This window comes from Psychromonas sp. MME2 (assembly GCF_040566515.1).
In the GTDB taxonomy this organism is placed as follows: domain Bacteria; phylum Pseudomonadota; class Gammaproteobacteria; order Enterobacterales; family Psychromonadaceae; genus Psychromonas.
This window is the reverse complement of sequence record NZ_JBEWXI010000002.1, coordinates 216,960-229,697: the sequence shown is the minus strand read 5'-3', so window position 1 is coordinate 229,697 and position 12,738 is coordinate 216,960. Positions and strand designations below refer to the sequence as shown.

Annotated in this window: 14 protein-coding genes; 5 read left to right on the top strand and 9 right to left on the bottom strand. The window is 41.2% G+C overall.

The genetic code is table 11. From position 1 onward, the window contains the following. Positions 1-4: 4 nt before the first annotated feature. The 9 genes from AB1A03_RS01455 to lptM all read right to left on the bottom strand — a co-directional run bounded on the left by AB1A03_RS01455 (position 5) and on the right by lptM (position 9,465). On the bottom strand, positions 5-544 hold the full coding sequence (locus AB1A03_RS01455) for an SPOR domain-containing protein (protein WP_354622817.1): 540 nt from the start codon (positions 542-544) through the stop codon (positions 5-7). Continuing rightward, positions 544-2,292 carry an arginine--tRNA ligase gene (gene argS / locus AB1A03_RS01450; protein ID WP_354622816.1) on the bottom strand — a complete coding sequence of 583 codons (1,749 nt, stop codon included), beginning with the start codon at positions 2,290-2,292 and terminating at the stop codon, positions 544-546. Before argS ends, AB1A03_RS01455 begins: the two co-directional genes overlap by 1 nt. Before the next feature lie 135 nt (positions 2,293-2,427). Beyond that, the gene (locus AB1A03_RS01445) at positions 2,428-2,883 is read right to left on the bottom strand and encodes a hypothetical protein (RefSeq protein WP_354622815.1); all 456 of its coding nucleotides are present in this window, start codon (positions 2,881-2,883) and stop codon (positions 2,428-2,430) included. A gap of 118 nt (positions 2,884-3,001) precedes the next feature. After that, entirely contained in the window at positions 3,002-5,173 is a 2,172-nt protein-coding gene (gene uvrD, locus AB1A03_RS01440) for a DNA helicase II (RefSeq protein WP_354622814.1), read from the bottom strand. 33 nt (positions 5,174-5,206) lie between these two features. Beyond that, positions 5,207-5,914, bottom strand: a complete 708-nt coding sequence (locus tag AB1A03_RS01435) for an HAD-IA family hydrolase (RefSeq protein ID WP_354622813.1) — start codon at positions 5,912-5,914, stop codon at positions 5,207-5,209. 11 nt (positions 5,915-5,925) lie between these two features. Next, entirely contained in the window at positions 5,926-6,825 is a 900-nt protein-coding gene (gene xerC / locus AB1A03_RS01430) for a tyrosine recombinase XerC (protein WP_354622812.1), read from the bottom strand. A 225-nt stretch (positions 6,826-7,050) separates the two neighbouring features. After that, positions 7,051-7,878 (bottom strand): diaminopimelate epimerase, encoded by an 828-nt coding sequence (dapF, locus tag AB1A03_RS01425; protein ID WP_354622811.1) that lies wholly within the window; start codon positions 7,876-7,878, stop codon positions 7,051-7,053. Between the two features lie 55 nt (positions 7,879-7,933). Then, the gene (lysA, locus tag AB1A03_RS01420) at positions 7,934-9,199 is read right to left on the bottom strand and encodes a diaminopimelate decarboxylase (protein ID WP_354622810.1); all 1,266 of its coding nucleotides are present in this window, start codon (positions 9,197-9,199) and stop codon (positions 7,934-7,936) included. Between the two features lie 89 nt (positions 9,200-9,288). Beyond that, positions 9,289-9,465, bottom strand: a complete 177-nt coding sequence (lptM, locus tag AB1A03_RS01415) for an LPS translocon maturation chaperone LptM (RefSeq protein WP_354622809.1) — start codon at positions 9,463-9,465, stop codon at positions 9,289-9,291. Positions 9,466-9,600: 135 nt separating this feature from the next. Between lptM and cyaY the strand changes: the two genes are divergently transcribed. From cyaY to malZ, 5 genes are all read left to right on the top strand, one after another. Then, the gene (gene cyaY, locus AB1A03_RS01410; protein ID WP_354622808.1) at positions 9,601-9,915 is read left to right on the top strand and encodes an iron donor protein CyaY; all 315 of its coding nucleotides are present in this window, start codon (positions 9,601-9,603) and stop codon (positions 9,913-9,915) included. 31 nt (positions 9,916-9,946) lie between these two features. Then, positions 9,947-10,180: a hypothetical protein gene (locus tag AB1A03_RS01405; protein ID WP_354622807.1), complete on the top strand. Its 234-nt coding sequence runs from the start codon at positions 9,947-9,949 to the stop codon at positions 10,178-10,180. A gap of 2 nt (positions 10,181-10,182) precedes the next feature. After that, positions 10,183-10,662: a pantetheine-phosphate adenylyltransferase gene (gene coaD, locus AB1A03_RS01400; protein ID WP_354622806.1), complete on the top strand. Its 480-nt coding sequence runs from the start codon at positions 10,183-10,185 to the stop codon at positions 10,660-10,662. 183 nt (positions 10,663-10,845) lie between these two features. Further along, positions 10,846-11,316, top strand: a complete 471-nt coding sequence (locus tag AB1A03_RS01395) for a hypothetical protein (protein ID WP_354622805.1) — start codon at positions 10,846-10,848, stop codon at positions 11,314-11,316. Beyond that, positions 11,286-12,707 carry a maltodextrin glucosidase gene (gene malZ, locus AB1A03_RS01390; protein ID WP_354622804.1) on the top strand — a complete coding sequence of 474 codons (1,422 nt, stop codon included), beginning with the start codon at positions 11,286-11,288 and terminating at the stop codon, positions 12,705-12,707. The genes AB1A03_RS01395 and malZ overlap by 31 nt, the downstream gene beginning before the upstream one ends. Positions 12,708-12,738 lie beyond the last annotated feature (31 nt).

Here is a 12,738-nt window from a genome sequence, read left to right as displayed (position 1 = left end):
GGTTTTATCGCCATAGCCAGATTTGGCAACCGTTGATTCTGGCGCGTTGCAGTTTGTGACGATCTTTTTCTGCTAGACGTTTGCGTTCGTAGGGGCCTAAAATAACACGGTACCAGCTGCCTGTTAGTTTTACTTGGCTATTTAAACCTTGGAAGGCAATGCTTGCTTTTAATGCTTGTGCATCATCATTTTTACGAAATGAGCCACATTGCATTTGATATTTATTGGTCGATTTTTTTGCAACGGGCAGATCAACGACGATTTCTTTTTCTTTAAGCGCCTTTTCATACTCCCACTTAGGTTGTGGTTTTTCCGGTAACAGTTCTTCTTTTTTTGTTACCGGAGCTTTAACCGCGGGGGCGGGGTCTGGTTTATCTACAGCGAAGATAAAGTAACCGATAAAAGCCATTAATAGCGTTGCAAGTAAGATTGCTAATAATGGAAATCCGTTATTAGATTTATTTTTTTTACTGGCCGCGCTAGAGCGGGGACGTTGTCCCGTTTTCGCGCGAGTACTGGGTTTTCGTCGGTTAACAGGGGGCATTACATACGTTCCAATGTGTTGATTCCCAGTAGAGACAATCCCTGTTTCAGGGTTTTAGCGGTTAATGCTGCTAGCTTCAAGCGACTCTGTTTTTCGGTTTCATTGCTTGCTGATAAAATCGGGCATGCTTCGTAAAAACTTGAAAACAGGCCTGCTAGCTCAAAGAGGTATGAACATAAAAAGTGTGGCATGCCTTGTTTAGCAACATTGTTAACTATTTCATTGAACTGGGTTAATTTATTCGCTAAATCAACCTCTTTCTCTTGGCTTAGAGTAACTGGGCTGGTGATGTTATCGAGTTCAATTTCTGCTTTATTAAAAATACTGATAACGCGCGTGTAGGCATAAAGTAAGTAAGGTGCTGTATTGCCTTCAAAACTCAGCATGCTATCAAAGCTAAAGGTGTAATCACTGGTGCGACTTTTTGAAAGGTCAGCATATTTAACGGAAGAGATACCAACAATTGATGCGATATGACGAAGTTGTTGTTCATCCATATCTTGATTTTTTTCTTTTACTAAATCGTAAGCGCGCTCTTGTGCTTCTGTTAATAGATCCGCAAGCTTCGGTGTTGAACCTGCGCGTGTTTTAAATGGCTTACCATCTTCACCCATCACGGTTCCGAAGGGCATATGTTCAAGTGCGGTTTCTTGTTTGACAAAGCCAGCTAAACGAGCAACTTCAAAAACCTGTTGGAAATGCAAGCCCTGACGTGCATCAACAAAATAGAGGATACGATCCGCATGTAATTCATTTTGGCGATAGCGCATTGCTGCCAAGTCCGATGTTGCATAGAGGTAACCGCCATCTTTTTTCTGGATAATAACGGGTAGTGGTTCACCATCTTTATTTTTAAAACTATCTAAAAAGACACACTTAGCCCCTTGGCTCTCTTTTAATAAGCCCTTTGTATCTAAATCGGTGACGACATTGGCTAAGTCATCATTATAGGCACTTTCACCACGTACATCGTCAAGGGTAAGGCCTACTCCTAAGCGGTCATAGGTTTCTTGGCAATGAGATAGACTTATTTGATTAAATTCTGTCCATAATTTTAGGCAAGCTTCATCACCGCCTTGTAATGCTACGACTAAATCACGAGCACGTGTCGCAAAGGCTTCTGACTCATCGAAACGGCCTTTTGCGGCACGATAAAACTGTTCAAGGTTAGATAGGTTATTTTCAATGGGTTCATTTTTAGCGCGTAGCTCTTCCATGTAGGCGAGCAACATACCAAATTGTGTTCCCCAGTCGCCAACGTGATTTTGACGAATAATATTATGTCCTTGAAACTCAAGTGTGCGCGCAACGGCATCGCCGATAATTGAAGAACGTAAGTGGCCGACGTGCATCTCTTTAGCAAGATTAGGTGAAGAGTAATCGATAACAATCGTTTGTGCTTTATCCGTTTTCGGTACATTTAAGCGCGCATCAAGGAAGGCTTCATCTATCTGTTTTTCTAAGATGTTAGGGGCAATGAAAAAGTTAATGAAACCAGGGCCTGCAATCTCCATTTTTAGGATTAAATCCGATGCAGGCATGTTATCAATGATTAGTTGTGCTAATGCACGAGGATTTTGTTTCGTCGGTTTAGCTAACATCAAGGCTAAGTTATTTGCAAAATCGCCATGTGATTTATCTTTTGTGCGGTCAATGTTTATACGTAGTGCAATATCGGCAGGAATTATTTGCTCTGTTTGTAAAGAAATAACAGCTTGTTCAAGTAGTTGCTGGATATGTGCTTTCATAGATAAATCACCAATGGCTAAAGAGTAGTAAATAGGCAAGGATTCTACCGTTTATCTGAGGTGAACACTAGGGGGGGATAAGTAAAATCAGGTGATAAAAAGTAAGAAGGTTTATTCAATAGGCTGTTATTGCAATTACATATAATTAAATTCATTGCTAGCCATGACAACGCGGTGTAAATTTTCCTGCTCTTGATGCGTTAGACTGACCAAAGCGAGTTCAGCTTCGGGCGTTGGTGAGTTATAGGCTACCGTTTGCATTAATTCAATGAGTTGTGTATCAAGTTTCAATGCAAGAGCCAGAACATCTTCGATATCTAAATCCGCTTGTAATTGCATCTGTTGGCATTTCATGGGGATACTTTGATCAAAAATATTTTCTAACCAAGTTTCTAATAAACTGCTCGGTGCTTGTTGGGCATATTCATGCAACTGTAAATAGGAAAGCTGCTCTTTATAGTACATGAATTCGAGTAATAATTTCACTTTATCGTTTTTGCTTTCAAGACTAAGTCGTTGATAAAGTTCTGCCAATGCGATATGGCAATCTTCTACATAGGTAAGAAACTCTTTAATAAGTTTAAAGTGCATCGTAAGCCCTCCTAACTAGAACATTGCTGCGCGTTAAAAACTCAAACCTTTTTAAAGGTTAGTTTAATTCTTAAAGATCACAACTTACTGCGCAACAGGGCTTAACTGTTTTAAAAGGCTAAACGGCCTCTAGGCGAGCGTAGGCGGTCATCAACCATTTACTGCCAACGCCCATAAAATGGACTTGTAAACGGCTATTTTCGCCACTCCCTTCTTGCCCGGTGATCGTGCCTTCGCCAAACTTGGGGTGTTTGACCTGTTGCCCTAGCCTAAAACCTTGTATATCTTGGCTCTCTGTGGCAAAGCTTGGCCGGGCAAGTGGAGCTGGTTGCATCCGTTTAACCTGTGTCTTAAGGCGCACATACTCGATGTCGTGTTCGGGTAATTCGTTGATGAAACGTGAAGGCGAATGGAACTTTTCTTGGCCATATAAACGGCGACTTTCGGCATGGCAAATGGTTAATTTTTTCATGGCGCGCGTCATGCCAACGTAGCACAGACGGCGTTCTTCTGCTAAGCGTGTTGGATCATCTGCGGATTGTTGTCCTGGGAACATGCCTTCTTCGGCTCCGACAATAAATACCTGTGGAAATTCGAGCCCCTTGGCTGCATGCATGGTCATCAGTTGTACGGCATCTTCAAATTCATCGGCTTGATTATCACCAGATTCTAAAGCGGCGTAGGCTAAAAATGCTGTCAGCTCATCCATATCCTGCTCTTCTTCTGGGATGACAAAGGCTTTGGTGGCTGAAACAAGCTCCTGTAAGTTTTCAATGCGGCTACGAGATTTTTCACCCTTTTCTTCTTCAAACATGGCATATAACCCAGAATGTTGCGTGATATGGTCAACGATTTGAAATAGTGGCAATTCAGAGGTTTCATTTTTAAAGCGATTAATTAACTCAATAAACCCCTGTAATGATCTTTTAGCTCCCGCACTCAATTGTTTATTTTCAATTAAATAGAGGCTTGCTTGCCACATGGTATAGCCTTGCTCGCGGGCGCAAAGACGAATTTTGTCAAGTGTGGTATTACCGATTTTACGTTTGGGTTTGTTGATGATCCGCTCAAACGCAGCATCATCTTGATGGTTATTCATGAGGCGCAAATAAGCGACGCTGTCTTTGATCTCTAAGCGGTCGAAGAAGCGTTGCCCACCATAAATATGGTAGGGTATTTGTTGTGCCATTAACTGCTCTTCGAAGAGTCGCGATTGCGCATTGCTGCGATATAAAATGGCGCATTCTGCTAATTTGTTGCCTGCAGACTTATAATTTTGCAGTTGTGAGGTAACGTAACGCACTTCATCGTAATCATTAAATGCGCTGTAAATGGAAATCGCCGCCCCTTCCTCACCACTGGTCCAGAGTTCTTTGCCTAATCGGTCGCTGTTATTTTTAATCAATGCGTTAGACGCATTAAGAATGTGCCCTGTAGAGCGATAGTTTTGCTCTAGGCGTACGGTCACAGGGTTGTTTTTTTCTTTTAAAAAACGTTGGATATTTTCAATATCTGCACCACGCCAACCGTAAATTGATTGGTCATCATCGCCAACGATAGTTAAGTAGTTATCGCTGTCTGTGAGTAAATTTAGCCACGCATATTGCAGTTTATTGGTATCTTGAAATTCGTCGACTAACACATGGCGAAAACGCGTTTGATAATGCGCTAACAGAGATGGGTTATTGAGCAATAATTCGTGTGCGCGTAACAATAGTTCTGCAAAATCAACCAGTCCTGCTAATTGACAGGCTTGCTCATAGGCACGATAAACCTGTAAGCGTTGTTTATCCTGTAGGCTGTATCCTGCTTCAATATGGCTTGCGCGTAAACCTTCATCTTTCTTATCGTTGATATACCACTGTAATTCTTTGGCTGGGTAGTATTTTTCATCAAGATTCAAGCTTTTAATAATGCGCTTGACCATTTTTTGTTGATCGTCGCTATCAATGATTTGAAACTGCTCAGGGAGATCGGCTTGCTGATAATGTAAGCGTAATAAACGGTGGGCTATTCCATGGAAAGTACCAATCCACATAGAACCTATTTGCATCGGGCAGATATCGGCAATACGGCTGCGCATCTCTTTAGCGGCTTTATTGGTAAAAGTCACTGCGAGAATACCATAGGTTGGGATATTATTGACTTGCATTAACCACGCGATTCTATGGGTTAGCACTCGTGTTTTACCACTGCCTGCTCCTGCTAATACGAGCATATTTTGCTCGGGAGCCGAAACTGCTGCACGCTGGTGGTCATTTAAGCCATCAATTAAGTAAGAAACATCCATCACAATAAACCTGTTTATTTAATCAGTGGGTGATTATAGCAACTTGTAGAGCTGATCTAAATGGCTGATTTCAACCGTAGGTAACAAAAGTGCGCCATTTAATGATTGTTTATTGGGATTATACCAAACCGCTTGCGCCCCATTATTTTGTGCACCATAGACATCGGTAATGAGGTGATCACCGACGTGGAGAATATCGCTTACCTCAATCTGTAAACGTCTCGCCGCTTCGACAAAGAGATCGCCCTGAGGCTTCGCTTTTAAGCCATCGCCAGCTTTTAGGATAAATTGAAATTTATCCTCTAATGCGATTTTTTGTGCATCGACATTACCATTGGTGATAGCGACGACCGGATAGTGTTGTGCTAAGTTAGCTAACAGTTGCATGCTTTCCTCGGGCACCACAAAATCACTGCGCAGAGTTAAAAAGTGTGCAAAAGCAATCTGGGACTGTTTAATCGCTTCATATTCCGGCATCCCATGGATAATCATCACGCGCGTCAATGTTTGTAAACGCCATAGTGAAACATCATCGCGTAATTGTGGGTTTTCATTGGCCATTTGATCTTTATAAAGCAACCATTGGTGCCGCGTGAATAGTTCAAGGTCTGGATAGCATTGGTTGAGATGGGTGATAAAGGATTCTTCTGCTTGCTCTATGATCGGGTGGTTATCGTAGAGGGTGTCATCAAGGTCAAAGCTGATCGCTTTAAAAGGTTTTAGTGGGCGGTAATATTTCATATTTTAAATTCCTACTTTTTCCGCTTTGCACGTGGATGCGCTTGATCGTACACCTGCGATAGGTGCTGAAAATCGAGGTGGGTATATATTTGTGTAGTGGCTAAATCGGCATGGCCTAATAGGCTTTGCACAGCACGAAGATTGCCACTTGATTCTAGCATATGGGTGGCAAATGAGTGGCGCAGTTTATGTGGGTTGATATGACTTGGCAGTGCTTGTGTCAATCCCCATTTTTCCATTCTGGCCTGCACACTGCGCGTTGATATACGTTTTTTTTGTTTGGAAACGAACAGCGCCTTCTCGCCTGTAATGCAAAATTCAGGGCGTATTTTCAACCACGCTTTAATCGCATTAGCGGCACTTGTTGTAATCGGTAACAAGCGTTGTTTACTGCCTTTACCTGTTACCATGACCTCTTTGGCTGCGAGTTTAATATCCGTGAGATTAATACCAACTAATTCACTCAGCCTTAACCCCGATGAATACATTAACTCCATCATACATTGGTCGCGAACACTGAGAGGATCCTGTTCATCAATATCGAGCAGTTGAAACATCTCATCTACCGAGATATTTTTTGGTAAAGGTTTATCTAATTTGGGGGCTGATACGCCCTTCGCAGGATTGTGAGTTAATTGATTCTGTTGTACTAAATAGTGCAAAAAGGAGCGTAGGGCAGATAATTTTGTGGCAATAGAGCGCGCTTTGATACCAGTTTGGTGTAGCGCTTTGGTCATCATGCGGACTTGCTGACTGTCTAATTCTGGCCAACTTGTGATCTGTTTTTTTTCTAATAATTCAATAAATTGAGCTAGATTTCGACGATAGTTGAGGATGGTGACTGGGCTGAGTCCACGTTGACTGGCGAGATGATTTAAATATTCTTCAATTTGTACATATAAAGGACTCATAGCTTTGCTCAATACAATTTGTAAAATAATACCAATCAGAATAAATAGCAGATCTATTTTACTGGTTAAAATAACTTACTTTTTTGTTGTAAGTTTCGCAAAGGGAACAACCATTTGTGTCAACTTACGCCTCAAATTAATCAATTTTTCCTGCGCAAAATTTAGATTACACACTTAATCCGATTGGTATAAAACGTGTTGCAAAGCAACACGTTAAAAGTCGCTTTAAATATTAATTTGTCCATCATAAACAAATTCAGCAGGGCCTGTCATTCTCACTGATTGTCCTGGTTGCCAAAAAAAGCGTAGTTCACCACCGGGTAAGGAAATGGTGCAATGGGTATCGAGTTTATTTTGTAGTTGCCCAATTACCGCAGCCGCACAAGCCCCCGTTCCACATGCCATTGTTTCGCCCACACCGCGTTCCCAAACGCGTAAACGGGCATAATCTCGACGCTTTATTTCTAAAAAGCCAACATTTACCCTATTTGGAAAACGTTCATGATTTTCTAGTAATGGCCCTAAAGTATCAACGGGCGCCGTATCGATATCATCGACTAACACGACACAATGTGGATTGCCCATAGAGACTGCACCGCACATTACCGTATGGTCTTCGACGCGTAAGATATAGGTTTTCTCCTCTTTTTTAGCGATAAAGGGGATTTTAGCTGGCTCAAGAATGGGCTTGCCCATATCGACGGTAATATTGCCATCCTGCTCTATTTTGAGTTGAATTTTACCATTTGCCGTACTGACATTGATCACACGCTTATGAGTTAACCCCTTCATTTTCACAAAACGCGCAAAGCATCGCGCCCCATTCCCGCACTGTTCTACCTCACTACCGTCAGCATTAAAGATGCGGTAATGGAAGTCCATTTCAGGATCGTAGGGCGGTTCAATCATTAATAATTGGTCAAAACCAATGCCAAAATGACGATCAGCTAGTCGCTTGATCGCCTCTTTTGAGATAAAAACATTTTGTGTGACGTTATCAATGACCATGAAGTCATTGCCTAATCCGTGCATTTTTGAAAATTGAATATTCATCATTTCTCGTTGTTAAATGTAAAGCATGTAAAATAAAAGACGGCTACGTTAATGGTTATTTGGGTAATACATGCTCACCACGCCACAGATCTCGATGCTCTTCACGTTCACGTACGACAAAAGCTTTTTCCCCATCAATAATCACTTCGGCTGGGCGGCAGCGAGAGTTGTAGTTTGAGCTCATTGTTGAACCATAGGCTCCGGCACTGCGTACCGCCAGATAATCACCTTCGGCGATTGCTAGCTGACGATCTTTACCTAAAAAGTCGCCCGTTTCACAAATTGGGCCAACGACATCATAGCGACGTGATGGGCGTAATTCTGAATCTACAAAGGTGTTATTCAGTGGAATAATATTTTGCCAGGCGCTATATAATGCTGGACGGATCAGGTCATTCATCGCCGCATCGACAATGGCAAAGCTTTTATGGCTATTGATTTTTAAGAATTCAACTTTAGTTATCAACATCCCCGCATTTGCCATGATTGCACGACCGGGTTCAAAAATAAGCTTCAATTTACGTGAGCCCATTTTCGCAACAATGGCTTTCATGTATTGACTTGGTTCGGGAGGTGTTTCTTTATCGTAAGGTACGCCTAAGCCACCGCCTAGATCAAGGTGTGCAATCGTAATTCCTTGTTCCGCTAATTCATCAATCAAAATAAGCAGTTTATCTAAAGCTTCAAGAAAAGGTTCTATCTCGGTTAATTGTGAACCGATATGACAATCGACCCCTTTGACCTCAATAAACTCAAGTTCATTAGCTAAATGATAGACAGTACTAGCCTGTTCGATATCAATGCCAAATTTGTTCTCTTTAAGGCCCGTTGATATGTAGGGATGTGTGCCTGCATCAATGTTGGGATTAATACGAATTGAGATCGGGGCTTTCTTCTGTAAACTTTCGGCTACGGCGTTGATACGATACAGTTCAGAAATCGATTCAATATTAAAACAGTGAATATTCGCTTGTAATGCCGTGGCTATTTCAACTTCGGTTTTACCTACACCTGAAAAAACAACTTTAGTGGGGTCACCACCGGCTTGGATCACGCGTAATAACTCACCTACCGAGACAATGTCAAATCCCGAACCTAAACGTGCCATTAAGTTTAGCACGCCTAAATTCGAGTTAGCTTTAACCGCGTAACAGATAAGATGAGGATAATCACCAGCCGCTTGACTAAATGCATTCCAATGACGTTCAATGGTGGCTCGTGAATAGACGTAAACCGGTGTGCCCGATTTTTTTACAATTTCTTCAACAGCAATTCCTTCAGCAAAAAGGCGACCATCATCTTGATAATTAAAGTGATCCAATTTCAACTCCTTTGTCATTCTAAATGTTATTAAACGTCGTGATAGGCAAATGTCATCGTTATTAATGCTATCGCTTGTGTGATTTATCTCTAGCTGTTATTCGCTTCATTGTCGATATCTGTGTTTTCTTGTCGTGGTAATTGTGTTTCTTTTGCTGCTTCTTTTGTGTCACTAGCAGGGGCTTGATAAAGTGGCCCCTTCATTCCACAGGCAGCGATTGAAAAAGAAAGAATAGACATCATTATTAATAATTTAGCGTTTTTCATCTCTTATCCTAGTTTATTGTTTTTATTGTACGGTAGGCAAGCTATTTGAGGGTGCCAAATTGTACATTTTCCATTATTATCTCACTTCTTTACAGGTATAATCTCATTTCATTGTATAAAAGCAAAGGGCAGTATATGAATGATAGCGAATTTCAAGAAATTGCAGATCAGCTTTACCGAAAAATTGAAGATAAGATCGAAGAGTCTGGTGCCGATATTGATTATGACCAAAATGGTGGTCTATTAACGCTGGAGTTTGAAAATAGATCTAAGCTGATTATTAATCGTCAGCAGCCATTGCATCAGGTTTGGTTAGCTACATTAGAAAATGGCCATCATTACAACTATATTGATGGTCAATGGATTGATGATCGCAGCGGTGAAGAGTTTTTGAGTTTTTTATCTGCGGCTATTTTTAAGCAGTCAAAAGAGACGGTTAGCTTTAGCTAATATTTTTTATATTTAAATTAATAGGTTATTTATGTTTAAGATATTATTTGTTTACCCGCTTGTTGCCCTAATTATATTTTGGATTGCTAGCGATGTTAAAATTGGTGCTTCCGTTTATTCCTTTGATGATAACTACTTATCCATTGAATTTCCGAAGCAAAGCTTACGCTCCGCGGATCACCCTGAGCCTTGGTATACCCTGTATTGGAATGCTGAATCAGCGCGTGATGATTTAAAAGCAATCAATGATGCGGTGGTAAAATAACAGTGAAAACGGTCATTTTTCCCGGTTCCTTTGATCCTATAACCAATGGTCACCTTGATCTTATTTGCCGAGCGAGTCGTTTAGCGGATCGAGTGATCATTGCCGTAGCTATCAATACCAGTAAAAAACCGCTGTTGAGTTTAACTGAACGGTGCGAGTTAGTCGCGCTGGCAACCGCTGATATCAAGGGAATCGATGTCATTCCCTTTTCTGGATTGCTTGCTGAATTTGCCAATGAGCATAATGCAGAGGCTTTAATCCGAGGTATTCGTGGAGCGAGTGATGCCGATTATGAAATTCAACTTTCACAGGTGAACCGCACCTTAAACCCTCAATTAGAAACTATCCTCTTGGCTGCCAATTGTCACACGGGGTTTATCTCTTCAACCGTTGTCAAAGAAGTCTATAAGCATGGCGGTAATATTGATGAACTTGCTCCGCAATGTGTTAAAGAAGCACTTTTAAAGCATCAAAACAATTAACTTTGCCTCGCAATGATGGGCTATATAGATGATCGTGCTACTTTCCTCTTTTACTTATTATGAGTGACTTCGGAGAGTTTATGTTGTGAGTTGCGCATTGCTATCGAGTAAAAGTACTTCCTTACTTTCTTTGTTTAGTGCTAAATTAATTGATATAAGTTGAGCATAAAGAGAATTCTATTAATGAACATACCTTTTATTTATCATGGTCAAGACAGTGCTTGGTTAGTACAATCGGGTGACGTATTGAAGGTGACCGTTGCCGTTGCAAATGATATCGATATCTCTCAGTTATTTATCCGTTGTGAACCTGATAATGAAGAAAAACTGATTCCGATGAAACCTGTTCGGTGCACTAAAAAGTTGCAATATTGGTCAGCTAAGTTGCCTATTAATAAGGATAAAGAAACAACTTTTTATGCTTTTAAAATGTTACAGAATAATCGTCAATGGTGGTTAGACGGCTGCGGTATTACATCGCGTATATCGGGTAGAGAACGGCATTTTAAGTATAATCGAACAGATCAGCCCCCGGGATGGGTTAAAGAGCAGGTTTTTTATCAAATTTTTCCCGATCGTTTTGCCATCGGTGATAGTAGTATTAGCGTACAATCTGGTGAATATTGTTTACGTGGCGATTACGCCCGACGATAAAAAAAGCGTGGGGCGATGCTGTTTCTGAGCATGGCAAAAACGGTGCTTGTGAGTTTTTTGGTGGCGATCTGCAGGGGATTTATAACAAACTGGATTACCTCCAAGAGCTAGGTGTCACTGCACTCTATTTAAATCCCATTTTTAGTGCGCCTAGTAATCATAAGTATGACACGGTCGATTACCTCAATGTAGACTCTCATTTAGGAACAAATAAGTTATTCGCTACAATGGTGGAGGATCTGCATGGGCGTGATATGAAGATCATGCTAGATGCAGTATTCAACCATACTTCTGTTGATCATCCTTGGTTTGATATGTACAAACGCAATTCGCTTACGCATGAGGAGGGGGCTTATGCAAATCCAGCATCGCCTTATCGTGACTATTATCAGTTTGAAGGTGACACAACGCAGTACGTTGGCTGGAATGGTATCGCAACCTTACCTAAATTGAATTTCTCCAATCCTCATGTTCGTGATTATATCTATGCTGGTGATGATGCGGTTATTAAGCATTGGTTACGTCCTCCCTATAATATTGACGCTTGGCGCTTTGATGTTATCCACATGCTAGGGGAAGGTGAGGGAGCATTTAATAATGCTCACTATGTTCGTGAATTTCGTAACGCCGCTAAATCGGTCAATCAAAATTGTTACGTGTTGGGAGAACATTTTAGCGAAGCATCACAATGGTTACAGGGCGATCAAGAAGATGGCGCAATGAACTATTATGGCTTTGCTCACCCTATTCGCGCTTTTTTTGCACAACAAGATATTGCTTATCAACCTTGTCAAATTGATGCTCAAGAGTTAGTTGAATGGCTCAATGAAGCGCGCGGGAAAATACCCTGGTTAAATCAACTTTCTCAATTTAACCAGCTCGATAGCCATGACACGATGCGTTTTTTAACGATGCTAAATGAGGATATCGAAACACTGCATTTAGCCTTGTTGATGCTGTTTGCCTATGTGGGAACCCCCTGTATTTATTATGGTACTGAAGTTGCCTTACAGGGCGGTCGAGATCCCGATAATAGGCGTTGTTTTCCATGGGATAGAGTTGAGTCTGACGGCAAGCTACAAACATTTTTATTTGTACAGAAGCTTATTGCAATAAGAAAATCGGCAACAGCGTTGCAATCCGGTAACTTTCATTGGTTAAATGTTCAGGGGCGCTCCTTTGCTTTCGCTCGATTTACCCAGAAACAATGTTATATCTGCTTAATTAATAATGGCGATCATGAGCTGTTAATTGATCTGCCACTGTGGCAATTGGATATTGAGTCTGGCGTATTAGAGGATCAACTAAGCGATGCGCAATGGCGGTTACAAGAGGGGAGTATATCGATCGAAATTGCGGCGAAGCAGGGCATGTTACTTAAATTGTGCTAACGTTTATGAGGTCTAATGTATAAATAATATG